Source organism: Clostridium sp., from assembly GCF_032576335.1.
Classification (GTDB): Bacteria; Bacillota; Clostridia; order Oscillospirales; family Acutalibacteraceae; genus Faecalispora.
Genome location: NZ_JAWFXC010000010.1, coordinates 1 through 25376, shown reverse-complemented (window position 1 = coordinate 25376; position 25376 = coordinate 1). Strand labels below are relative to the sequence as shown.

The following is a 25376-nucleotide window of genomic DNA, read 5'->3' as shown; positions in this document are numbered from 1 at the left end:
CCCTTACATAGCATTGCAAATTGACTTAGCCCATTTACCACTACTTAATAATGCAAATACTGTTATAATTGAATATCCAGTACATTCCCATAACAAACTCAATAAATTTGTTGAATCTATATTTGAAGGATCTATTGTTACTATTCCACTAAATAAAATTCCCATTATTGCAATTGAAATACACATCAAAACTCCTTGTATAGATACCGCAGTAAAAGATTTTAAAAAGTTTTTTGCAATTGAACTCTGCTCTGCATTAGGTATAGTAGCCATAGGTAATGGTGCTATTCCTATAAAGACATACATTTCTATCATTCTTCCATATATTATTGCAGTTATTAATATATTGCTAATAAACGAAATAGTATTTATTATAACTACATTTATCATAATTAAAACTTTCTCTAAAAAATCTGCATTACTAACCAACTGCTCTATTGTTTCTCTAGCACTTCCAATATCAAGTCCTCCACTCCCTGAAAATATTCCGTTTATACCTACAATAATTTCTTGCGATACATTGAATATTGCTGATAAAATTAAAGGTGTCATATCTAACGCAGTTTTACATATTATAAACTTAATCATTATTTTAAAGGGGATTTCAAATCCCCTTTCACCCATAGTGTCTGTTCTTGTGGTTATACTTTGCAATTCTAGCAATAAAAATATTGCTAGAATTACTAATGCTATTGGAGTTATTATATTTTTTTGAATGTTTAAAATCCCTGTATAGATTGTGGCATTGAATTCTTCAGGAGTTTTTATTAGATCACTCCCAACAGATGTAACATTCGTAATCATGTTTATTATCGTATTTACAATCCATTCTTCCATAATATCCTCCTATTAAATACTTTTAATTTTTTTAGCCAACAACAGATGAAAATAATTGTGCAGCTACAACTATCATTCCTCCACCTACTATTTGCCATATCCCACCTTGTAAAGCTGGTCCATTTTTATCCTTTAATGCTCCTGCTAAAACAATTACTCCCCAAACACACCAAAGTCCTCCACCTATAGTACAGAACTTAATTATTATTTGTAAAACTTGATTCATTACGTCCATTTTTATCTCTCCTTTTTTATACTAAATTATTTATTTCTTCAGTTAATTCAATTTCTTTAATTTCAGTTTTTTCATCTAAAATATCTTTATTTTTTTCTTTTAAAACATCATATCTATTATCTTCACTATAATCAGCTAATTCCTTATATCTTTTATGCTTTTCTATTTTAAATTTCTTTGATTTAAAAGGCTTTACTCCTCTTATAAAAAGTAAACATTCATCTGTCTTTAGCAACCCAACTTCTGCTGGCGTTATTAAATCCCTTGCTATAATTTGATTATTTAATGATAAACTTCCTGATTGCCCTTTACTTATATTTATTGCAGTATGGTCAATAGTTGTTTTACCTACTCTAGCTGATATAGATTTTTGTGTTTCTTCTTCCCCACTTCCTAAGAATAGGGTAGTATCACAGTTACCTACAATAGTTCCCGCTTGTTCTTTATACAATCCTTTTATTTGAGCCATATTTTGAACTATAGGAACTACTGATATCTCTCTACTTCTTACAGTTGCTATTAATTTTTCAAATGAAGGAATTTGACCTATATTAGCAAACTCATCTAAAAGACATCTAACATGAACTGGTAATCTTCCTTTATACTCGTTATCTGCTTTATTACATAGGACATTAAACATTTGAGTATATAAAATAGCAACTAAAAAATTAAATGTACTATCTGTATCATCTATAATAATAAATAAAGCTTGTTTGTTATCTCCCAAAGTATCTAGTTCTAGTTCATCATACTCTGTTATTTCTCTAAGCTCTTTAATATCAAAAGGTGATAACCTAGCACCACAACTAATTAATATTGATTTAGCTGTTTTACCAGCAGCTTGTTTATATTTTTTATATTGTCTTACTGCAAAATGACCTTCATCTTTACTTTCTAAATCTTCAAATATTATATCTATAGGATTTTTAAATTCTTCATTATCCTCTTTAGCTTCCATTTGATTTAATAAATACAGTAAAGTGCTAAAATTTCTATCTTCTTTGGGTAATTCATAATATATATATCCTACTAAAGCTTGATATAACAATCTTTCAGCTTTTATCCAAAAGTCCTCTTTGCATTTTTCACCTTCTCCACTAGTATTTAATATTATTGTGTTTACTAATTTTAAAATATCTTTTTCTTTTCTTATATATTCAAACGGGTTATAGTGCATAGATTTAGAGAAATCTATTGTATTGAAATACTTTAAATTATAATCTGCATCCAATAACATCTTTCCACATTCAGGTAATAAAGTCCCTTTAGGATCAGTTATTACATAAGATGTGTGTAACTGCATTAAATTAGGTTTAACAAAAAATCTTGTTTTCCCCGAACCTGAACCACCTACAACAAGAATATTATTATTTCGCAATGTTTTTCTTGTATCTATTGATATTCTTTCACTTTCAGTTAGTAACATATTTTTTTCATAATTCTTATCTATAAAAGGTTTTATATCAGTCGCACTTCCCCATTCTGCTGAACCATGCTCCTTACCTTCTAATCTATTATTTCTTGTAAAAGAATTATATAAAACCACTAAAAAAACACCTATCAATCCAACTAGACCTATCAATATGGATTCTGGTGTTTTATCTATAAAAAATATGTTTTCCAGGATAGATTTACTCAAATTATCCATAATAAAATTAATTTTGGTAAGTATATCCCCTTCTAAACTTTGATACAAAAAAGCTATTCTATTAAATATATAAAATACTATTATTGATGCTATAGAAGTGAATATTAATTTTTCTTTTTTCATTATCTATCCCCTCTATCTTTAACAAATTGTTTTTCATTTTTATTAAGCTCTACTTCCTTATTATGCTCTTCAGCTTTTACTTTAGCTTCTTTTACAACCTCCTTAACTTCCTTTCTTTCATCTCTCTTAAAATCCTTAAAATTTTTACTTGCATAATCCTTAAATATTTTTTCAATTTGGCTGATGTCTTGCCCCTTAAAATATAGGTTGAAAACTTCATTATAAGAATCCTTTTTTATTGCAAAATCAATTCCATCTTTTTTTAGCTGCCTTTGAATTGCTTTTAAATCAGCTTTATCTATATTTACATTTTCTAAAGCTTTTCCCTTTTTGTTCAACTCTTTTAAACTCTGCTTTCCATTAACAACCTTATATTTATCATTTGCTATAGATCTAATCACCTCTAATACTAATTTAGCTGTAATCTGTGATGCTTTTACAGTAACCCCTATTGCTTTATTTCCTACTTCATCTCCTAGCATACACTCACCTCCTCTCGCAAAAAAACTCTCGGCTATTGCCTGTCAGAAGTTCTTTTGTAAAATATTTATAAAAAGATGTCCTTCGGGAACACCCTTTACACTTTGAAAAATTTTTCTAATATTACTATACCTTTGATAAATTGCTTGTAATATTACAAACCTATTTTAATTCATCTAATATACTTAGTGTTCCTTTATTCTCTAAAAATTGTAAAATTATATTGTATATTAGCACGTTAACAGATGAACACTCTCTTATATATTCTTTAACATATATTTCGTAAAGTTTAATATTTTCTTCCTCTAAAAGTTTTACTGTTAATCTACTTATCTTAGGCTCATTGTTAATTCTTCCATATATCAATTTAGATTTATCTAAAATAGGTTTATTTAACCAATCCTTTACAATCATTGTTGCTACTTGTGAAGGTTTTATCCTATATCTATGCAATCCTTCACTTACTATATATCTCTCTAAGTCAATTAATGTTTCCCTCATTAATCTTACTCCTATTGAAATTTCTGTTCTATCCACTTCAAAAACCTCCATAACAAAAGTGTTCCTCGGGAACACTTTTAAAATTATCTATAATATTTTTTAACTTCCATACATCTTATAATAATAAATAAAATAAATTTATTTTACTTATTTGACCCCTATCGTATATCCTTTCTAAAAAAATATTAATTAATCGTATCGCCTTTTACCAGCTCTCGTTCCAACAATTGCACAAGCAAATGCTGAAAACCCTAATAAAAATAAAACTACCAACATTAAAAACATACAAATCCTCCTTTTTTATATTACTTTGATTGAGTAAATTAAATAAAATAAGCATTAAAATACTTGCTTTATTTAATTTACTGAATAATAAAAAGGTGTTCCCAGGGAACACCCTTATATTATTATTTATCTTATTTTTTCTTCTTCTACTATTCCATTTACAACTAATCTTTCAGTTGTACCTTCAGCTCCATAACAAGTTATTAAGTTAAATATTTGGCTTGTTGAATAATTAATACTTGATTCCTCTAAACTATATTCACTATACTTATTTCTTTTATTTAACTCTTCAATTAACGATACATACTCTACCGTTCCAAGTTCATATTCTCCATTAAATATATCATCATTTTCATTTGTTATAAAAATTGAAAATATATCACACTTCATAGCTTTTCTTTCCGTATAAATATATAAATATCTATGCTCTTTCAAAAAATCTTTATCTATATATTTTCTAAGTTCACCGAACATTTGACTACTAGCCATATTATGCCCAAAAATAAATGTATTCCCTTTTGTAAAGTTTGTTCCACTATAAGAAAATATTGAACCTAAAGGAGTATATTCTTTATTCATATCATTATATAGATATTCTTCATCAGACTCTCCAACCAATATAGGATAATCAATTTTTGTTCCAGGAACATAAATCCATGCCTTTATATCTTTATTTATACTGTTTAATTTCTCAAAGTCTATAATTCTATCTAATGGATCATTAACAACTTCACTTGTTGCTACTTCTCTAAGACTTTGATTTTTAGCTTTATTTGATATCATATATCTAAATTCAACAAACCCCTTATATAGAAACACTATTGATACTATTAATAATATACTTGCTATTACTTTTCGCATTTTTTCTTTTTCTTCCCTACTCCAAAAAATAAAATACTGCTACCTATTAATAAACAAGTCCCTACCCCTAGATATAAATAAGCTTTATTATCATATCCTGTTGCTGGTACTTTAGGTTTTTCTTCTTCTATAATCTTAGTATGTTTGGGAATAACATTTATGTCATAAGACATAGTTTTATCAGCTTCATTCCAAGATGGAATTGATACTAAAAATGGTGTTATGTTTTCATAGTTTGAAATATCTGTTGCATATAGCAAATATACTCCTACATCTAAATCATCTATAGTACATTTTCCATTTTTATCAGTTGTTAATATATTATCTGTACTTACTACCTTCTTAAATAAGTTAGCTGCTAATTCCAAATCTGTAGCAGTTTTTATATTATTTAAATCTATATTTACTGCTTCATATTGAGTTAATACTTTATATTCTCCATTTATAACATCAGCTACTTTAGATAATCCAAATTTCACATTACCTTTATCTCTATTATCTTCAGTATCAGATAAAGTTATTGTAATACTACCAGTTCCACTTTTTACTTCTTCAAGTATATCTCCTGGCACTAATGTACTTCCACTATCTTCTTTATCTATTACAACAGAATCAGTTATTATAGCTCTACTATTGATATTATTAATAGTATCAGCATAAACATTAACTGCTGATGCTGATATAGAAGATACTAATAAAGCCATAGCTAATATATAATTAATCTTCCTTAACTTCATGCCCTTCTCTCTCCTTTCTTCTTTTATCACTTAGTTTTAAAACTACTGCTAAAGTTAAAAATATAAAAGGAATACTAGCAAATAGTATTTCTCTATTAGACATTCTATTTGATTCAATACTCTCATATTCAGATGGTTCATAAGGAACTCTTTCACCCGTAACAACTAATCTGTGAGTGTTAATTCCATAAGGAGTACACGTTATTAAAGATACTAAATCTTTACCTTCAATAATATTTACTGCATCTATATCTTCAGGCTCAATAACTTCAATATTATTCACTTTATAAGCTAATGTTTTATCTTGTATTCTAACGAAGAATAAATCGCCTTCAACTATTTCATCTAAACGAGTGAATAATTTCGCATTAGGAAGTCCTCTATGCCCTGTTAGAACGCTTCTAGTATTAATTCCCCCTATAGGTAAACTACTGTTGTAAACATGTCCTACGCCTACTGAAAGCACTTCATCAGATGTCCCATGATATATAGGAAGATTAACATTTATTTTAGGAATTTCAATGCTTCCCATTATTCCATTTCCCATATCAAGAATATTATTATAGCTTTCTTCACCTAAAACACTAATTGAATTAGTATTTAATATATTATTTTTGTAATTAAATAAAGCTGAATTATATTCTTCAGCTTTATTGTACTCTAGTTCTAATTCTGCTCTATCTATATTATTAACTGCATTTTCGTAAGTTGCTATAGCTTCTCTCTGATAAAAACTTTCTATAATACTACTACCTAAAGGATATATACATATTAGAAATCCAATTATAAATATTATCTTACGAATAACATTTCTCCCATCCATATCAACACTCACTTTCCATTGTCTTTATTTATATAAGCTTTTTTACTTTTTACTCTTTTTTCTTGATACTGCTAATGCTCCTGTCATTAATGTTGAGCCTAAACCAATTAATGCTATAGTTGCACCCGAACCAGTTACAGGTAGTTTGCTACCAACCTTATTTATTACAGTTATGTTAAGAGATCCATCATCAACATTAGTATCTAATGGTTGATTATTCTCATTAAATATTCCATCCCAAAAAGTTTTTATATTGGCAGTTGCTTCTAAAGTTTTAAGAGTTTTATCAGTTGCTCCATCACCTTTTACATAAACATTTCTGTTTTCTGTGAAAGTAGGAATTATATTTATTTCTATTGGATCTAATATTGGTCTATATCCATCAGGAGCACCAGTTTCCTTTAACCAATAAGTACCTTGGTCTAATCCAATAATTGTGAATACCCCTTCTGCATCAGAAACCATTTCTACTGCATCACTTGGTACACCACCTTGAACACTATCTCTATTGATTACTATATATCCACTTTCAGCTTTCTTTACATATACTTCATTTTTGCACTCTTTATCAGAGTATAATCTAAATTTAGCATTTTCTAGTTTTAAATCATGGTCATTTATCTTTAAACCATTGATTTTATAAGTGAAGCAAACTACAGTATCCCAAGGAGTTTCCCCTCTATCAGTTTCTCCATCACCATCAGGATTATTTGAAAACTCTAATTTAACATCATTTTCAAATCCTGGTCTACCAGTATCATTAGCTGCTTTATCATTTAAAGTAGCATTGAATGTTAATTCTACTTTTTGCCCATAAACATTTTCATTTAAATCATTCTTATTATTAAACTCTCTATCAACTATTGCCTTTAAATCAACAATTTCTACCTTGAAAGTTTCATCTTTTCCTGGATTTTCAACTACATTAAACTCACTATTTTGTAATGTATATGATTTTCCTGTAGAATCACTTATTTTAATACCTACTGAATTATTATTAAATGTTAAAGCTTCGTCCATTTTATCATGCCAAGCATAATAATAAGTATGATAACCATTCATATTTGGTACATTTGACTCAAATTTGAAAGGTACAGTTTGTCCTATTTCATAATCCCCTATATCGTTCCAACCATCATTTCCAACTGCATCTACATTATCATCTTCTTTTATCTTCTTGATAACTGATGGATAATCAGATTTTACTTGAACTGATGCATTAGGATTAGCCGTATTTACCATACATAAAGATCCCGCTGAATGAGAACCTGAAACATTAGATACTTCATCTACTATATAATATCCATAATCTAACCCTGTTAATTCTATACTGTTATTTGACTTAACTTCTGTAACTGTTACAACATCAGATTTAATTTTTAATTTCACTATCTCGTTTCTTAACTCTTCAACAAAATATCTAAACTCACTATATCTTCCTTCTAAAGTTTGTTCAGCATTAGCACCTTCAACTTTATTGTTGTTTAAAGATTGAATATAATCTATAATTTCATATTCTGTTACTTTACTAGCTTCTTTGTTTAATTTCTTACCAACAACATTTTTTAATGCTGGTGCATAATCTGGATTCATTGTATAATTTATAGATTCTAAACCAGTAGAATTTTGAGCATTGAATAGCTTGTACACATTGAACTTTTTACCAACTAAAGTTTGACTTGTGTTATTACCTTCAATAGTAATTGAAGCACTTCCACGACCAAAATTTGCTACACCTCCTGGTGTATTTTTATTTACAAAAGCATAAGTTGTAGCAGCACTTTCATTTCTAGTTTCTGCATGAGCCATTACACTTGGTAATGTACTCGTTGCTAAAACTCCCGCAACTAATGCATATGATAATACAGATTTTAATATTTTATGTCTTGCCATTTGACTATCCCCCTATAACCTATCTCTTATTTTCTTTCTTAGATTTTCTACTCATTATAATTGCAACCCCCATTAAAGACATACCAACTACTAATATAGGTATCATCATTCCTGATCCTGTACTTGGTAGTTTCATAGTTATGTAATTAACTACTTTAACGCTGATTACTCTATCATTTTTATTTCCTTCTATATGAATATCACCATTTGTAGAATTAGCATTATACTTAACTCCATCTATTGTAAAGTTAAAAATACCATTTGATGGTTGAGATTCAGTAACTACTTCATATACATGAACATTTCCATTTGAATCTACAGGTATTCTATAACCTTCAGGTGCTTTTGTTTCTTTAAAGTAATATTGAGTTCCAACTTTTAACCCATCAAAGAATAATTCTCCTTTTTCGTTAGAAACTGCCTTACTTATTTCATTTCTACATTCTCTATCAGAATATAAAGTAAATTCAGCACCTTTTAATGGTGTATTCTTATCATTAACCTTAACTACTTTTAATTGAAAAGGTCTTAAACTATTTTCTACTGTCAATACCCCATTGCCTTCTGATTCTACATAGCTCATTCCCATATTAGTAGTATTAGATATTACTCTTATTGTATTACTTGATGTAACTTCAAAAACAAACTCATTTGGATTTACTTCAAATCCTTCAGTAGTTGATATTTCTATTATTTTATGTGTTCCTTGCTCTAACCCCTTAATTACTATTTCTCCATTTGGATTAGTTGTTAATTCTTCAGTTGTTCCGTTAGGTTTTGTATGTCTAAACTTTACATTAGGTAGTAATATATGTGTTCCTTCTTGTACTTTTCTTATAGTAAAATCTAAGGAATCTTCTTTTATTACTGGTTCATTATAAGTATTTACCCCTTCTGCTGTTCCATTAGGAGTTATTCTTCTAACAAACACTTCAGGATTTAGCTTATAACCTGTAGGAGCTTTAGTTTCTTGTATTGTTAAAGTTCCTAGTGGTAGAGCTGGAGCCCCAAAACTTGTATACCAAAAAGCATCACCTGATACTTTATGAGCATCATTGAATAAAGCAACACCATTGCTTCCTGTTTTCATAACCCAACTTCTAGTAGGAGAAACCCCTAAATCTGATGGATTAACTCCATCTGCATACTCACCTGCATAAAATTTAAATGTGAAATGTGCATCTTCTAAAGAACCACTACCTTGAGGTCTATCTGTACCTGTATCAGCATCCACCTTTCTAAGAGCAACCACAACTGGGTCAAGCTGAGGTCTATCTGTAAATGCTTTAGTTGACTTACTACCCGAATTAACTGTTATCGGATATATATTTCCATCTAATGCATATCCCTTAGGTGCTTTGGTTTCTTTAATATAATAAGTTCCTGAATCTAATTGAATTTCTTGTGACCAACCATTAGAACCTATAACAAGAGTTGCTACTTGACCTGTAGCATTAGATCCTGTAAATACCCCATATTCTGCACCAGTTATATTATAATAATTATTTCCATTCGTTATTGATGGATCGGCAGATGATTTAGATATTTGTAATGAACCTTTTGGATTATACATCCAAAATGCTAAATCTTGATAAGAGCTTCCTTCTGTATCAGCAATATATGCAGTAAATGAAGATGGTGGTTCAGGTAAACCTCTTACTTGATTAAGTAATCTTCTACCTAAGTTTTTACCATCACCATGTCTTACTTCAGAAATAGCCATTGCAGTCGCAATTCTTAAACCATTAGATGCCCAACCACCTATTTGTCCTGGTCCTTCAAAACCATAATACAATATCTTTCTTATATCAGAATTACCTTCAACCGAAGTGCTAAGTATTCTTACCCCAGTTCCTGGTGATACCTTAGAGTGATCAGCACAAAAAGCTGTACGTCCATTTATACTAAACATATCTGACCTACCCATAAGAATCCCACCCTCATAGTAAGTTAAGTTACCATGATTAGTAACAGTCATTCCAGTTCTAGCTGCCATAAAAGATAATGATCTTCTCAATCTAGTTCTAATAGGATTTAAATTATTCAGACTTTCTAAAATTGGATCTACATTTTCATCTTGAAGATAATCTAAAGCTAAATCTTTCTTTGATATATCTACTAAAACAATACAATCACCTATAGTTTCTAAATCAATAAGCTTGTTTATATATTCATCTTTAAAAAAGAAGTTTTCATCTACCTTATCTTCTAACTTATGCTTAGAAACAAGTTCTTTTCTAAAATTCAAAGCTTCTTCAGAATCATATATACCTTCAAGATACTCATTAAGTATCTTATCTACTTTATTCTCTTCTTGTGGCTTTTTCTCATTAGTATCTATTTCATTTGATGTATCTTGTATTTCTTCTTGAATCACATCTGATTGAACTATTTCATCTTTAATTTCTTCTTTTGGATTTTCTGTGAAATTAATAATTATAGAATTAGCATTTTCTTTTAGATTAACATCATAAATTTTACTATTTCCATTTATTACTCCATCATTCTCTATACCATCAATAGATGATATAAAATATCCTTCATTCGGTGTAGCAGTTATTCTTAAATTAGTATCTACTGTACAATCTGCTCTAAAAACATCTTTATTTCCTAAAGAATATTTAGAACTTCCATCATCAATAATAACTTCACCTTCCCCTTTAACTTTTATTTCTAGCTTCGTTATATTAGATGCTTCTGCTGGTATGGCTTGAACATTTCCTACAACTAAAATACTCACTAAAAACAAGCTTAAAATTCTTTTGAGTTTCCTCACTAAGTTTCCCTCCTTAACTTTTTATTTCAGATAAAAAACTGTAATTAATTTTTCTCCCCCCCATCAACTTTTTAAATTATGCAATTAAAAAACTCCAACTATTTAATAGTTGAAGTTCTTTATGTTACATAATTAGATTTAAAAGTGTTCCTCGGGAACACTTTCTTTATTTAATCATTTAATAGTCTTAATATTTTATTTATAGCCTTTTCTTTACTAAGGTTCTCATATTTCATAATATTGGCTACATCAAAATTTAAGTAATAATCAGAAATATTTTTATTATTATAAGCCATTCTCAATTGTTGTATATCACTTTTAGATAAAATTATATTCCCCCTATCATTTTTCATTAATAATTGCTCCTTTACTAAAAAATAACAATTAAAAAGTGCCTAGTTTCTAGGCACTTTAATAATACATACTATAAATTTTTTTATATTACTTAGTTGCTCCACAACTACAACTATGACCAACTGTAACTGTTTCTGTCCAAGCTGCTTTATCTACTACCCATTTCTTCTCTGTTACTGCTGGGTGGTTAACATTGTTTGTACCTACTTGAATTTGCTTGTAGTCTGTATGCCAACCAGTACAAGCCATATTACCTGCTAATATATTATCTGTCATATGCTTGTCTATATTACTTGTTATATCTGCACCACAACCATTACATATAGCAACTTCCCTTTCCTCATAAACTGGGATACTCTCTGTCCAAGCTGGTGTTACAACTACATCTTCCCAATGACCTACCTCATCATGGTGAACTTGTTCAATTATAGGGTTCCAACTATGAGTATGAGTACTTCCATTTGAAGTGTTACTATTAGTGTTACTGCTAGTATTACTATTAGTGTTACTGCTAGTATTACTATTAGTGTTACTGCTAGTATTACTACTATTGTTATTGCTAGTATTACTATTAGCATTGCTACTACTAGATTGGCTATTATTTTTATTAGTATTATTGATATTTATATCATTACTGCTTGTACTATTTTCAGGCATATTGATATTAGATTCAGTTTCTTTCACTTCCTCTTTTTTATCTTCAGCATTATTATTTTCTTTTGATACTACTGATTCATCTTTATCTTTTTTATTATCTTCTTTTTTATTATTGATAACTGGTTTGTTATTTTCTGCTATATCATTTGATTTACTTGCTCCATTAACTAACACTCCACCAATAATTCCAATAACTATAGTTCCTACTATTACTCCACTTGCCACAATTCCTTTTTTACTCTTTAATATTTTTTTTATTTTTTCTAAATTCATCAATTTACCTCCTTATAAATTTGTGTTCCTCGGGAACACTTTTTTACCTTTATTTCCTCAATATCTTTAATTTATCCTCTGTTTTAGCAATATTATACCAAATTTATTTTTATTTTGTAATTCTTGTAGGCGTATCAAATGTAACTACTGGTGCTACTTTTCTATCTAGTATTAAATCTCCATTCCTTGCTTGTTTATAAATAGATCTATTAAATTTTGCAAAATTACTATTTGAAATTTCTTGCGAACACTCCCACTTAGTTTTTCTTAAAACCTCTCTTGTTCTTTCCTTTTCAGCTTCATGTTTTTCTTTTAAATCTTTTAAATTTCTCTGTATATATTTTCTAATAGCATCAACACTCTTGCCAATTCTACGAGATATTTCTTTAGCATCTACTCCAGCTAAATATAATTTTTCAATCATAATTTTATCTCTCAAATCCAATACCATAATTAATACCTCCAAATATATATAGTTGCCCCAACCCATTTAGTTGGACATTTTTATTTTCAATTACCATATTTAACTAATTTAAATATATATTATCATTTGACAAGTATTTTGTCAACAGAAGTTTTGACGACAAGATTATTTTCTTGTCATGCTATGAATATGCTTTATTTTTATGTCTAAATAAATGTATACACTATTATGAATGAGGTGATTATATGAAATCTACTTTTGCTAACAATATAAAAAGCCTAAGAATAGATAATGATTATAGCCAAAATGATCTATCAAAAGCCCTAGGCATAACAAGATCTCGCTATTCAAATTACGAAAATGGAATAAGCGAGCCAAATATTGAAATTTTAATAAAAATATCTAGTTTTTTTAATTGTTCAATTGATGATCTTTTAAAAAGTAGAATTAATACTGTTGTCAAAAGTAAAATAGATACTATTATATCTGAAGAACCAAGAATTAGTGTAAATTTAAATGAATTTAACTATTCTGACTTAAAAGAAAAACTTTTAAAAAATAAAAGATTTTATGAAGAAAAGAAAAAAACTATATTAAGTGAAATTGATGTTAAAATATCTGAAATAGATTCTCTTTTAAATTTTATAAACAATATTTATAATGAAGATTTAACAAATGAAATTTCACACAACAAAAAAGATGAGTAATAATTTTCATATCACTCATCTTTTTTATATTTTCTTATATTAAATCTATCCATTATTATTTCATGTCCCCTGGGAACACTTTTCTTTTAACATTTCTTCAAGTCTTTCCTTTTAAATTTTCTCAAAACACCTCTAAACTTTTACATAGTTGCCCCAACCCATTTAGTTGGACAAATTTAATTATCTACTTATATTTTTGTCTTATTACAACAATATAATATCAATTTCAACATTTTATGTCAATATGAAACGTTTATCTTTTTGTTATTTTATTCATATTGAAACTTTTTCTGTTTTTTGTTCTATTTTGCTATTATTCTATTGATAGAAAGGAGTGATTTTTTTTTGAAAAAGAATTACTTTTGTGAAAATCTAAAATATATAAGGAGTTCTTTAAATATCAGCCAAAAAGAAATAGCAAATCACTTAAAATTAAATCCTAGCTCATATTCTAACTATGAAAATGGTCGCCGAGAGCCTGGTATAGATGTTTTAATAAAAATTTCCGATTTCCTTAACGTTGAAATAGATAAACTCTTGACTGAAAACCTTAGCAACAATGATAAATTTTTGAAGGATATTCAAAACAAAATTTCAAATGATATTAATTATGATGAAAAAATTAAGGATATTAATTTAGATATGCGTAAAAATATCTTATTTGAATTGGAGAATAAAAAAAGAAAATGTTTATCCCTAATTAATTATGAAATTCCAAAAAAAATTAAAGAAATTGATAATCTAATTAAGTATATAAATCTTTATACTGATCAAGATGTAGAGATTAGTGATGAAATCTCACCTAATACTAGTGAACTTAAAACTAATGAAAAAAGTATTGACTATAGATCTATAAACCTAATTGGAAAAGTATCTGCTGGGAATCTTTGTTATGCTTACGAAGAAATAATAAACACTTATAAAATCCCTTCCAATATCCTATGTCCTTCTAAAAATTATTTTATTCTTGAAGTTAAAGGAGATAGTATGAATAAAATCTATCCCCCTGGTGATTTAATATTAATTGAAAGTACAAATTTAGTTAATAATGATGATATTGTTATTGCTGTAATTGATGCTGAAGCTACTTGCAAAAAAATCAATTTCTCTCCTAATGAAATTATTTTAACCCCTCAAAGCACTAACCCAATACACCAAGTTCAAATATATAAAGATATTAATGTTCATATATTAGGTAAAGTTCTTGGTAAACTTTCTGATTATATAAGAAAAGATGAGTAATAGTATATATTACTCATCTTTTTATATTTTAACTAATCAGGTATATCATTTAATAACTCATTAATAGAGTTCTCATAATCAGTATTTTCCTTATCTACAGATATTTCTTCACATTTTTTTTTATTATCTTCTTGTAACCTATCTAGTACTTTTTCTACTATTTTATTAATATCTATATTGGAATGTACGTTACTTGTTCCATTATTATTCCCTTTTAGAACTGCCCATTCTAATACTATTCTTTCTAAACTAGCTGAATCACTTGAAAGGTTTCTATCCTCTTTATTTTCCCTAACAATGTTTAAAGTTTCTTCTTCTATTGTATAGGTCTTACTTATCTTCGCCATTTTAGTATCTCCTTATTTAAAGACTTTTGTACCCACAATGTAAAGACCTTTAGCAGTTGCCATTTGTGGTGCTTCTACTAAAGTACCATTATATATTTTCATTCTTTGAGTAGTTCCTCCACCAAAATAAATATCCATTTCTTCAGTATTAACCCAATAACTATCAACTTCTTGAGCTACTTTTTCTGAAAGTATTCTGTATCCTTTTTCCTTTAATTTATCATAATCACCAGTATTACTATCTATTTCAAATAACTCTTTAGATAAATTATATTTATCATTTAATTCTCTTTGCACATATTCAAGAGCTGTCTTATTTCCTAATTCAAGCGATTTAGATTTTTTATCATTAAACTTCATTCCCTTATCAAAGTATGTAAATTCTGTAGTTCTAAAACCTACAGTTACCATTCCAATAGGTTTATTAGTAGTTGTTCTATCTCTTAATTCCCAAAATAATGCTGCATCTGACTCTCTAAATATTGATATATCTTCTATGAAAACTTTCTTATAACATTTAGTTATATTATTCATTATCTTTACTGTTTTACCCTTATAAGCTTCTATCACTTCTGTTAAAGTTCTTTTATTATAAGATTTATTTGGAACTCCTAATACAAGTTTAACACTATTAGCTACTGCTAACTTATCTAATAATGCATATAATAATTTTTCAGCAGTTAACGTAATCTTAGATTCCATATTATTAGAAGTTGGAGAATAACCTTCTACTTCAGCTAATATACCAGCAAAATATTCTTCTCCTTCAACTTCTAAATATATCGGATCTTTATAGTCATCAAAATCTATTTCTCTTCCTAGACTAACTATTGATTTAAAGCAACATTCACTAGCTTCTCCATTGTAAACTGTATAACCTTTTGTATATCCACGCCCAATATCTGCTCCTATTATTTGAGATTCTTGATTAATAATATTTTTCTCCATTTTTACACCTCTTTTTTTATTTCCTAATTACTATATTTATATAGTAACACATAAAAATTGTTATGTCAATGCTATATCAATTTTGCAACTAAAAATAATTGATATAGCATTGGTATATCAATTCAAATTCAAATATTAATTGTTATATCAATGGTATATCAATTTAATATATTTCAAAAATTGATATACCATTGTTTTATAAATTTTTTAAATATTGTTCTAAAGCAATATTTATTATTTCTCCAATAGTTTCATTGCTTTTATAAGATAATTTTTTTATCTCTTCATAAATTCCAGTATCTATCCTAAATGATCTTACATCATTTATATTACTTCTCACTCCCGTAATATTACTTGTAATATTGTTTGAATTCTTTTTATTAATTAATGATAAAATTTCATCTAAATTATCTAATAATAATAATAGTCTTTCATTATTTACTTCATCTTTAAAATTCTTACTATCTTCTCTTTGGGTATTTGCTTCTTTTTTAGTAATATTACTTGTAATATCATTTTGTAATACATACTGATTATCTATCTTTTTATATCCTAATCTAATAAGTCTTTTATGAATTACTCGTTCATTTTCTCCAAATGATTCTTTTTCGATTTTCACCATTGGTTTTCCATTATTCAACTCTTTATTTATAAATTCAACTATTTTTATTAAATTATTTCTGTTCCATTCCATTTTTACACCTCACACTTACTTGTAATATTACACTAATATTGTACCATTATTTTACATATAATTGTAAAAATAAGCGATTTATATATTAAATTAATATACAAATCGCTTACCTATATATATCTTTATGAACTTTTAAATCTTTTCTTTTTTTTTATTATGTTCATCAGCTTTTTTTGAAGCATCTTTAACAATATCTTTTATTCCTACAGTTTTTGTTACTGCTGCTTCTCTAATATCTGAATTATATTCTAAAGCTTTTTTTTCTATAAGTTCAAAATTAACACATCTTTTAGCTATAAAGCTTCTTCCACTTATAACCTTATTATATAATTTATTAGCTTTATTTTTAATTACATCTTCATTTTTATTTATAAATCTTATTTGCTTTGTTAATAATATTGAATATTTACGATTATGTCTTTCTTCAAAATTATACTCTACTATATTTTCTTTATGTACTGGTATCATATTATTTAAATTTATAACACCTAAATCTCCATTCTCCAATTTAAAAAAATCTATATTATTCTTCATAGATTTATGTTTTTCTTTAGGTGATGCCAACGGAGCTATATAATTCATCCCATTAACTTCTAATAATATCCCTATATATGGACGTGATTCATTTTTATTATCTCTAATATTATCATCAAATTTCTTTAGATAATTTATATAATCCTCTTTAACTATATATATTCTCATTCCCATTCTCCCCTTATAAAAAAAAAGTAATCAATTTTGATTACTTTTTTCACTCTTTTAGTTTCTCGCTTACTGGTGGAGATTCACCGCTCTTTTAGTTTCTCGCTTACTGGTGGAGATTCACCGCTCTTTTAGTTTCTCACTTACTGGTGGAGATTCACCGCTCTTTATACTGATTTATAATCATTATATTCTATATAATATATTATACCATTCTGCATATAAATATTCAACTACATTGTACTTTTATTTATGCCTTTATATAAAGATAACCAATGATCCTAATAACTAATGATTTTTGTATAAGATTAATTTATCTCTCTTTTTCTTTCTCTTTAGTTAAGTCGATTTTTTCTTGTATTATATTTTCTATTTTACTATTAGCCTTTCTTATACTTTCTAATCTTTTTTCTATATTTTTAAATTCATTACCTAATAATGAAATTTCTTCTTTTTGTTCAATTATTTTTTCTTTTAACTTATCTATACTAACGTTTGTATTTATACCCAAGTTTTCTAGTTTTTCTTTAGCATGAAGGAACATTAATATCTCATTTTCATGTTTTTTATATCCCCCAAATATAGTTTTCTTATTTCCATGTTTCTCGTAAATTTCTTTATAATTATTGTATGTTATCAAATATTTAGATACTTGATTAAATTTAGCGTTCTTATTTTCTAATTCTTTAATAATATTAATTAATTCATCTTTCTTATTTAATACTTCTTGTACTTTACCATCAAATTCATTTCTATTTGATATATTTTCTTTTCTTAATAGAACTATTGCATTTGCAAGCTCTTTAACATCTCTTATCTTATTTCTTCTGATAGTAAATACATTTTCATCAATTTTAACATCTTCAACTTTAATATCATTAGATTTTTTATCTTGACTAGTAAAGTAATTATTTATTTCTTTACCAGTTAATATTTCTTCTTTTTCCCCTGAAGAATCTATAAATTTATATTCATTTTTTGATAATGTTACTTTACATTCAAACTCATTAATCCAATTACATTCTGATTTATTTATAAATATATAGTTTTCACTTCCTGGCACTCTAACAAAATAATTATTTTCATTTTGATTAATAATAATATCTTTATTAATTATTATCTCTTTAGCCTTGTGATTTTCATTAATTCTATTTTCTATAGCTTCTTTAGTATATTCTTCACCTATAGTTTTTCCTCTGCAAAATCTTTGCTGATTAGGTGCTTTAAATGCTATATATTTTCCTTCCTTTATTTCAAAACCTCTATTAATCATTTCAGTTTTTAATTCATCAAATGACTTAACTTTATCTATTAATTCATCAAGAGTATCTTTAATGTAAGCTTTCCAACTTGTACCCTTTTTATTCTCCAACCATTCTTTATAATGCTTACCTTTTCCTTTAGGATTTTCTACAATACTTAATCCATTTTCTTTACATAGTTCATCACTTATTTCTCTAATTTCTTTAAAAGTATCTTTATTGCAATTAAACTTTCTATAGGTCGCATAACTATAAGCATTAAAAATAATATGATTATGAATATGCCCTTTATCTATATGCGTTGCAACTACATACTCATATTTTTCATCTGTTAATTTCTTTGCTAATTCTTCACCAATTCTATGAGCTTCTTCAGGAGTTATTTTATCTTTTCTATCAAAAGATTGTATCATATGATAAGCTAAATTGTTTGATTTTTTACTATAATCTCCTATCACTTCTTTACAAGTTTCTTCTGTCATTTTAAACTCTAAATATGCAGTTTCAGGGGCACAATTTCCCCCACTTACTAATAATTTTCCATCAGTTTTGCTTTCATCCATTATATAATCTAATGCTTTTTTTAATGTTGACTTGATAGATTTGATTTTAGTAACTGCCATACCTGTTCAAGCTCTCCTTTTAACTCTTTTATATCATCTTCATAAATTCTATTTGTTTCATTTGTTCTTTTAGCAATTTGATTTATATTAACCCCAATTTTATTAATCTCTTTAATTAAATTTTTTATTGTAGTATAATCCGTTTTAACTACATAACCATCTATTAACATCTTTCTTGCATATGCCCCAAAGTTATCTGTTCCTAACTGTTTCATTTTTTCTTTTATCATTTTATCTTCTTCTTCGTTCACTCGAAAAAATTTCTGTATATCTCTTTTTCTATTAACCATAATTTATAATTCCTTTCTAAAAAATAAATCATATATGATTTATTCTATTCGGGGGTTTGGGGGTATCCCTCAACAAGTAATTTTAAAATTAAGGTTTCCTTATATTTTAAAATTAAAGTGATGTGGCTATCCACTCACTATGCTTGCTACCCTTCTCTATATCTCTTATTATACTTTTTAGGAAAAAGCATTTCAACAAAAAAGACTAGTAATTTTTTTACCAGTCTTTATCTTTATATTTATACTAATTGCCATACTCCTCGTTCTATATTTACGAAAATATTAGGATATATCTGCAATGTTTGTCTTATCTTAGCTTTCCAATTTGGATTATTATATGTCTTCTTATATCCTTCTAAACTCTTATATAACTTCTCTAAATTTACCCTTCCCCCTAAACTTTCAATTGTTGAAGCAACAAGGTCTTTCCAAGTAACCTTTAAACTATCTCTTAAATCCATTTTTCCCCTTTTTGTAATCATATAATCTAAAATTAAAGGCTCATCTTTTCTAAGTATTAAACAATATTCATGTGATATTTTTATAAAATTTTCATTAAAATATTTTCTATGATTGCTCATACAATTATGTTGTTCTTTAATTACTATTTGCTCTACAGTTCCTAATTTATTCATATCCAAAAGCATTGAATATAATTTATGATTCTTTTTTACATCAGCCATCAATATTGCCATTCTTCCTCCAACTTTCAAACTCGCATATTGTTTTGATAGGCAATAATTAATAGCTTTTATAAACTCTTGATAATCTTTAATATGAGATAAATCATTTTTCAAAGGTGTATCTCCATACATATGACCACTATACTTAATAATAACAATAGGTAACAATCATCTTCAGCATTACCTGTTAAGAGTTGTTTTCCCCTGTTTCACACCGGACGTGCGACTTTCATCGCATCCAGCGTTCCATCAATTTTATTTAATTAACAATTAGCTTTTTCCTATATTTTATTGCGTTTTTGATTGCTTTGTCTGAAAATCCATATTGGCTTATCTTTTCATGTATTAGCTTATTGCATTTACTATGTGTCGATAACAGGTTTTGAACTTTGTTTATTTGTTGTAAGGGAAGGTTTGTGCTTATATGGTGACAGTGAAATTTATCTCCGTTTATTATAGGCTCTCCGCAAATTTTACATCTTCCTTTATCTCTATTGAAAGCATACATTCTATTCATAAAGTACTCATAATTATATATTTCCTTTGATTTGTCATACTTATTAAATTTAATAATTTCAGGAACTTGTAAGATTTCTTCCATTCTAGCTAATGATAGTTGCTTACGTGTTCTTTTTAAATGCAACTCTCTTCCTTTACTAGAAAACGGTGTTTCTTCCTGGTTCTTGTTGTAAGTTTTCTGATATTTACAAAATGCCGGTGATGTTATACCTATTAATTGTTCATTAGGTAATTTGATTGCCGGTATCCATGTTGAATAGTTAGAATGTAATGCTATCAAGTTATTTACTTCACGTGCAGGTTTGAAGATAACTCCTTTTCTCCTTAATGAGTTCATTGCAACTGTCGTTATTCTTCTATGGTATTTAGCTAAACTAAAATATACCATATTGGCTGCACTGTAATAATTTATAATACCCCTTATCTTAGAGTTTATTTTGCTAATACTTTCAATTAAGTTCTCTTTAGTCATTGGTAGTCTTAACATTTTAATGTCTTGAATAATTTCTAGTAATTTCTTATCAATTCTTTCTTGTTGTGGTCTTACGACTGGCTTATATCCTTTTCTCATGCTAGGCTCTTTGATTACCTTGTAAGTGAATCCAACAAAATGTATTGGCTTCTCTTTGATGTTAGTTATCAACGTCTTTTCATCTGATAGTTTTAGCTTTAAATTAGTTTCTAAGAATTTTGAAATTCTGTATTTCCATTTTTCAGCGTGTTCTTTACTATCAGTTAGGAGTATCCAATCATCTGCATATCTTATCAGATATGCAGGTTTAAGGTTTGAGTACCTGTGTAAAGATTGATATTGATTTCTTTTACTTGAATAATTATTTTGGGTAACTTTGTTTTCCCATTCCCTAGTAATCCATTTATCCATTTGGTGTAAGTAGACATTTGCTAGAATTGGACTTATGATTCCACCCTGTGGTGTTCCTAATTCATTTTTCTTACATTCATCCATTATTCCAGCTTTAAGCATTTCTTTGATAATCATTAATATTCTTCTATCTGCTATACCCATGTGATATAGCTTCTTAATTAATATTGTATGATTAACATTATCAAAGAATCTACTTATATCCCCTTCAACTATCCAGTAGTAACCTATTCTGTGGACTTGGTCTTTAACTCTTTCTAAAGCCATATGAGTATCTCGCCAAGGACGAAATCCATAAGAGTGTTGAAAGAATTGAGCTTCGAGAATTGGTTCAATAATTAATCTTACACATTCCTGAACTATCCTATCTTTAATCGTTGGAATTCCCAATGGTCGCTTTTCTTGTTTTCCGGGTTTAGGAATCCATTTCCTACGCACCATATCAGGTTTATAGTTTGTAAAACTATTTTGAATATCAGTTACAACCTCATAATAATCTTTTTGTAAGTAATCTTTATCAATAATCTTTTGGTCTATCCCTGGAGTTTTCGAGCCTTTATTTGCTTTGATATTATGGATAGCAGTCATTATGACAACTTCACTAGACATTATTTCTACCAGTCCTTTAAACTTAGGTATTTCTTTAGATTCAATGCACTTGGATGTTATCCTGTACATTTCATCTTGAATTTTCTTTAGTTCTGTTTCGCTTTTAGGTGCTTTGAATTTTTGAGCCATAAACATTCCTCCTTTCGGATTTTGTTTAGGTTTTAGTCAGGTATGCACAACGGCTTCCTCAAAACTTGCTAATTTGTTAATTATAAAATTGACTATGCCCCTTCGCCATGTAATAGGCTTTCCCTATCTCGAACTACTACGGGCTGCTGCCACCTGATTTCAATAGTCATTTCCTACTATTTAGATACATCACATTCTATTATGCTTAGCATTATCTATCAGGCTTCTTTTGTTCCCTATAATCTAGCTTTACATATTACCTTAGTGTCCGTGTCTACTCCGTCAGCCATTCTTTTATCCTCTGTAGGTGGATTAAGAACTCATATCCTTTTTGGATATAAGCAGTAACAAGGAGAACATAAGCCTTTACTGCGACTGAAATCCCCTTCGGGATTATAAATCTTCAGTTCGATTTACCCTACTTCACGAAGCGTGCCTTCCACGATTCTTCCTAGCTATCAAGCAAATAGCTCCAATACACATAGTAATTTTTTAGCACCCCACATTACTTCTCTACCATCTCAGGTCGATTTTCACGTGTCTTCACCGAGCTTCATACCAACTATTAATAGAAATGGTCAGCATGTCGGAGGATTAGGTTTTAGTGTACCTACATTTACACCATTCAGGATTTTCACCTGTAATTTCAATTATAGAGTTCATGAATTCCTATTATAAGAATTTCATGTCTGCTTTTAGTTCTTGTTTCCAAGAGTGTTGTGCAGAAACAAAACGCACATATCCCAATAAGGTGGATGCCAATATATAAAATTATTTCTTTCTTTAATATCATTTTCTATTAAATCAAATTTTGTTTCTTCTCCTTTCAATCCATTTAAATCATAACAATTAGTTATTATTCCTAGTTTTTTTCCTACATCAGCAGTTGTAAAACTTCCACTCATATAATCACTTATTTCATCAAATTTATAAATTTTATGTAGGTCAATTAATAATTTTCCTGTTGCATTTCCCCTATATTTATTATCTCCATATTCCCCTCTAGTTGGATAAGAAACTATACTATTCATTTTTAAAATCTCCTTTTATTTTTTTATTATTTAAGAAAAGGTGTTCCCGAGGAACACCTTTTTAAATTTAGTATTCTTCAGGAAGTAAGATAGTTATTAATAAACTCTTTATTGAATAATCATACTCACTCATAATCCAAATTTTATGTCCATTTATCATATAGACTCCCATAAATCTATCTTCATATTTTGAATTAGGATTTTTTAATAATTCATTTTGAAATTCTTTATCCTCATTACATAAAATTCCCCAATCATCAGAATGGAATTTTAATAAAGCTGACATTAAATCTTTGTCTTTAAATTCCCCACTTTCAATTAAATAATTAACTCCATTTGTCATAACTACTCTCAATTTCATAAATAGCACCTTTCCTTTCTTGTTGTTTGTTTTTTTTGTTGAGCCTAAGACTACATATTGGAGTGAGTTGTAAAGGAAAATGGAATAAAAAATTTTGGCTGCTATTCCTGGTAAGGATCATAGCCGACAAAAATTTTTATGGAATGGCTTTACAACTTGAACGGAAATATGATAGGCTGGTGCTTCAAAAAAAACATAAAAATAAAAAAGAAGTCCCTAAGGACTTCTTACCTTTTTGATTTATTAGACTAATAATTTAAAATCAATCCAATCACCAAACATATTACTTATATCGTCTATAGCTTCATTAATAGAATTATATTTATAACTTCTTTCATTTTTAAAATTTATATACCACCAACTGCTCTTATAATATTCAACTTCTATAAATACAAGTTCATTTTTAATAGAATTTCTTGCTCTAAATTCACAAATTTTTTTTCTCATAATATTACCTTCCTTAACTATACTTAATCTCTCCAATATTTTTTCTTATATCTATGAAGTCCTTCAAAAGTCATTGTTTCATTTACTTTATCACAATATTCTTTATAGGTTAAAAGTACATATATACTCATTTCTATTCTCCTTTACTTTAGGCAAACAATGAGTTATAATCTTATTGTGAGTAAGGGTGTAACTTCATTGTTATGCCTTTTTTTATTTATACAATTCCTTTTTCTTTTAAACTTGTATAATCATCACCAATTATTAAATGGTCTAATAATTTAATTCCTAATAAATCCCCTCCGTCCTTAATTCTTCGTGTTATTGAAATATCTTCTTTACTTGGTGTAGTGTCGCCACTTGGGTGATTATGTGCCAGTATTATACTTGCAGCATTACTTAGAATAGCAGGTTTAAAAACTTCTCTTGGGTGAACCACACTAGCATTTAATGAACCTATACATATAGTGCTTATAGATGTTATTTTATTTTTAGTATCTAGTGTTAATAATACTAAATGCTCTCTATCAACTCCATCTAAGTATTCAGATACTATTTTATAAACATCTTTAGGTGAACCAATATTCTTATTATCCACAAGCATACTTTTTACTTTTTCCATCTTGATAGTTACAATATTAATTCTGTTCAAAAAATCAATTCCTTTCTTTTTAAATTAACACCCTGGTTTAAAATCCCATGTGTTGTTGTTTTTTTGTTGAGCCTAAGACTACATATTGGAGTGAGTTGTAAAGGAAAATGGAATAAAAATTTTTGGCTGCTAACTGCAGATCCAGTTGGCCGACAAAAAATTTTATGGAATGGCTTTACAACTTGAACGGAAATATGATAGGCTGGTGCTTCAAAAAAACAATATAAAAAAAGAAGTCCCAAAGGACTTCTTACCTATTTGGATGCACTCCATCGGGTACCCGCTTATAGTAAAAATAAGTTTAGTTATTCTTTGCTTTAGCTTGGTCGCTCGGTAGATG

The 25376-nt window shown here is 28.0% G+C and carries 27 protein-coding genes; 2 read left to right on the top strand and 25 right to left on the bottom strand.

Annotated features, from left to right (window positions below; genetic code table 11):
* Nucleotides 1-3 precede the first annotated feature (3 nt).
* The 13 genes from E7L17_RS11670 to E7L17_RS11610 all read right to left on the bottom strand — a co-directional run bounded on the left by E7L17_RS11670 (nucleotide 4) and on the right by E7L17_RS11610 (nucleotide 12934).
* Nucleotides 4-837, bottom strand: a complete 834-nt coding sequence (locus E7L17_RS11670; RefSeq protein WP_042398866.1) for a VirB6/TrbL-like conjugal transfer protein, CD1112 family — start codon at nucleotides 835-837, stop codon at nucleotides 4-6.
* A 31-nt stretch (nucleotides 838-868) separates the two neighbouring features.
* Nucleotides 869-1072: a hypothetical protein gene (locus E7L17_RS11665; protein WP_042398870.1), complete on the bottom strand. Its 204-nt coding sequence runs from the start codon at nucleotides 1070-1072 to the stop codon at nucleotides 869-871.
* 16 nt (nucleotides 1073-1088) lie between these two features.
* Nucleotides 1089-2843 (bottom strand): VirD4-like conjugal transfer protein, CD1115 family, encoded by a 1755-nt coding sequence (locus E7L17_RS11660; protein WP_042398874.1) that lies wholly within the window; start codon nucleotides 2841-2843, stop codon nucleotides 1089-1091.
* The gene (locus E7L17_RS11655) at nucleotides 2843-3325 is read right to left on the bottom strand and encodes a PcfB family protein (RefSeq protein ID WP_042398877.1); all 483 of its coding nucleotides are present in this window, start codon (nucleotides 3323-3325) and stop codon (nucleotides 2843-2845) included. Before E7L17_RS11655 ends, E7L17_RS11660 begins: the two co-directional genes overlap by 1 nt.
* A 160-nt stretch (nucleotides 3326-3485) precedes the next feature.
* A complete protein-coding gene (locus tag E7L17_RS11650; protein WP_042398880.1) occupies nucleotides 3486-3860 on the bottom strand; it encodes a hypothetical protein in 375 nt (124 codons plus the stop codon).
* A gap of 375 nt (nucleotides 3861-4235) precedes the next feature.
* A complete protein-coding gene (locus E7L17_RS11645; protein ID WP_052330677.1) occupies nucleotides 4236-4970 on the bottom strand; it encodes a class B sortase in 735 nt (244 codons plus the stop codon).
* Entirely contained in the window at nucleotides 4958-5707 is a 750-nt protein-coding gene (locus tag E7L17_RS11640) for an LPXTG cell wall anchor domain-containing protein (protein WP_052330678.1), read from the bottom strand. The genes E7L17_RS11645 and E7L17_RS11640 overlap by 13 nt, the downstream gene beginning before the upstream one ends.
* Complete coding sequence (locus E7L17_RS11635) at nucleotides 5688-6530, bottom strand: class C sortase (RefSeq protein ID WP_042398885.1); 843 nt, start codon at nucleotides 6528-6530, stop codon at nucleotides 5688-5690. Before E7L17_RS11635 ends, E7L17_RS11640 begins: the two co-directional genes overlap by 20 nt.
* 42 nt (nucleotides 6531-6572) lie before the next feature.
* Nucleotides 6573-8423 carry an isopeptide-forming domain-containing fimbrial protein gene (locus tag E7L17_RS11630; RefSeq protein WP_042398887.1) on the bottom strand — a complete coding sequence of 617 codons (1851 nt, stop codon included), beginning with the start codon at nucleotides 8421-8423 and terminating at the stop codon, nucleotides 6573-6575.
* A 19-nt stretch (nucleotides 8424-8442) separates the two neighbouring features.
* A complete protein-coding gene (locus E7L17_RS11625; RefSeq protein ID WP_042398890.1) occupies nucleotides 8443-11199 on the bottom strand; it encodes a SpaA isopeptide-forming pilin-related protein in 2757 nt (918 codons plus the stop codon).
* Nucleotides 11200-11369: 170 nt separating this feature from the next.
* The gene (locus tag E7L17_RS11620) at nucleotides 11370-11552 is read right to left on the bottom strand and encodes a hypothetical protein (RefSeq protein ID WP_042398892.1); all 183 of its coding nucleotides are present in this window, start codon (nucleotides 11550-11552) and stop codon (nucleotides 11370-11372) included.
* Between the two features lie 88 nt (nucleotides 11553-11640).
* Nucleotides 11641-12483 (bottom strand): hypothetical protein, encoded by an 843-nt coding sequence (locus tag E7L17_RS11615; RefSeq protein ID WP_055277597.1) that lies wholly within the window; start codon nucleotides 12481-12483, stop codon nucleotides 11641-11643.
* A 109-nt stretch (nucleotides 12484-12592) separates the two neighbouring features.
* The gene (locus E7L17_RS11610; RefSeq protein WP_042398895.1) at nucleotides 12593-12934 is read right to left on the bottom strand and encodes a hypothetical protein; all 342 of its coding nucleotides are present in this window, start codon (nucleotides 12932-12934) and stop codon (nucleotides 12593-12595) included.
* Nucleotides 12935-13152: 218 nt separating this feature from the next.
* Here E7L17_RS11610 and E7L17_RS11605 point away from each other — a divergent pair, with 218 nt between their 5' ends.
* Together E7L17_RS11605 and E7L17_RS11600 are read left to right on the top strand one after the other, a co-directional pair.
* Nucleotides 13153-13614, top strand: a complete 462-nt coding sequence (locus E7L17_RS11605; protein WP_052330680.1) for a helix-turn-helix transcriptional regulator — start codon at nucleotides 13153-13155, stop codon at nucleotides 13612-13614.
* 345 nt (nucleotides 13615-13959) lie between these two features.
* Nucleotides 13960-14856 carry a helix-turn-helix domain-containing protein gene (locus E7L17_RS11600; protein WP_316323366.1) on the top strand — a complete coding sequence of 299 codons (897 nt, stop codon included), beginning with the start codon at nucleotides 13960-13962 and terminating at the stop codon, nucleotides 14854-14856.
* A 32-nt stretch (nucleotides 14857-14888) separates the two neighbouring features.
* Here E7L17_RS11600 and E7L17_RS11595 read toward each other — a convergent pair whose 3' ends face one another.
* The 12 genes from E7L17_RS11595 to E7L17_RS11540 all read right to left on the bottom strand — a co-directional run bounded on the left by E7L17_RS11595 (nucleotide 14889) and on the right by E7L17_RS11540 (nucleotide 25036).
* Nucleotides 14889-15203, bottom strand: coding sequence for a hypothetical protein (locus E7L17_RS11595; RefSeq protein ID WP_042398897.1), 315 nt, complete (start codon nucleotides 15201-15203; stop codon nucleotides 14889-14891).
* A gap of 12 nt (nucleotides 15204-15215) precedes the next feature.
* A complete protein-coding gene (locus E7L17_RS11590; protein WP_042398900.1) occupies nucleotides 15216-16151 on the bottom strand; it encodes a ParM/StbA family protein in 936 nt (311 codons plus the stop codon).
* A 196-nt stretch (nucleotides 16152-16347) separates the two neighbouring features.
* Nucleotides 16348-16845, bottom strand: a complete 498-nt coding sequence (locus E7L17_RS11585) for a hypothetical protein (RefSeq protein ID WP_042398903.1) — start codon at nucleotides 16843-16845, stop codon at nucleotides 16348-16350.
* Between the two features lie 132 nt (nucleotides 16846-16977).
* A complete protein-coding gene (locus tag E7L17_RS11580; RefSeq protein ID WP_052330682.1) occupies nucleotides 16978-17547 on the bottom strand; it encodes a type III toxin-antitoxin system ToxN/AbiQ family toxin in 570 nt (189 codons plus the stop codon).
* 313 nt (nucleotides 17548-17860) lie between these two features.
* Nucleotides 17861-19432 carry a relaxase/mobilization nuclease domain-containing protein gene (locus tag E7L17_RS11575; RefSeq protein WP_052330683.1) on the bottom strand — a complete coding sequence of 524 codons (1572 nt, stop codon included), beginning with the start codon at nucleotides 19430-19432 and terminating at the stop codon, nucleotides 17861-17863.
* Nucleotides 19393-19722, bottom strand: a complete 330-nt coding sequence (locus E7L17_RS11570; protein ID WP_042398908.1) for a MobC family plasmid mobilization relaxosome protein — start codon at nucleotides 19720-19722, stop codon at nucleotides 19393-19395. The genes E7L17_RS11575 and E7L17_RS11570 overlap by 40 nt, the downstream gene beginning before the upstream one ends.
* A gap of 239 nt (nucleotides 19723-19961) precedes the next feature.
* On the bottom strand, nucleotides 19962-20519 hold the full coding sequence (locus E7L17_RS11565; RefSeq protein WP_195955666.1) for a DNA methylase N-4/N-6: 558 nt from the start codon (nucleotides 20517-20519) through the stop codon (nucleotides 19962-19964).
* A gap of 145 nt (nucleotides 20520-20664) precedes the next feature.
* Nucleotides 20665-22545, bottom strand: coding sequence for a group II intron reverse transcriptase/maturase (ltrA, locus tag E7L17_RS11560; RefSeq protein ID WP_186860815.1), 1881 nt, complete (start codon nucleotides 22543-22545; stop codon nucleotides 20665-20667).
* A 695-nt stretch (nucleotides 22546-23240) separates the two neighbouring features.
* Entirely contained in the window at nucleotides 23241-23576 is a 336-nt protein-coding gene (locus E7L17_RS11555; RefSeq protein WP_316323365.1) for a hypothetical protein, read from the bottom strand.
* A gap of 67 nt (nucleotides 23577-23643) precedes the next feature.
* Entirely contained in the window at nucleotides 23644-23937 is a 294-nt protein-coding gene (locus tag E7L17_RS11550; protein ID WP_042398914.1) for a hypothetical protein, read from the bottom strand.
* A gap of 243 nt (nucleotides 23938-24180) precedes the next feature.
* Nucleotides 24181-24384: a hypothetical protein gene (locus E7L17_RS11545; protein WP_042398917.1), complete on the bottom strand. Its 204-nt coding sequence runs from the start codon at nucleotides 24382-24384 to the stop codon at nucleotides 24181-24183.
* Between the two features lie 217 nt (nucleotides 24385-24601).
* The gene (locus E7L17_RS11540) at nucleotides 24602-25036 is read right to left on the bottom strand and encodes a RadC family protein (protein WP_242858519.1); all 435 of its coding nucleotides are present in this window, start codon (nucleotides 25034-25036) and stop codon (nucleotides 24602-24604) included.
* Between the last annotated feature and the right edge of the window lie 340 nt (nucleotides 25037-25376).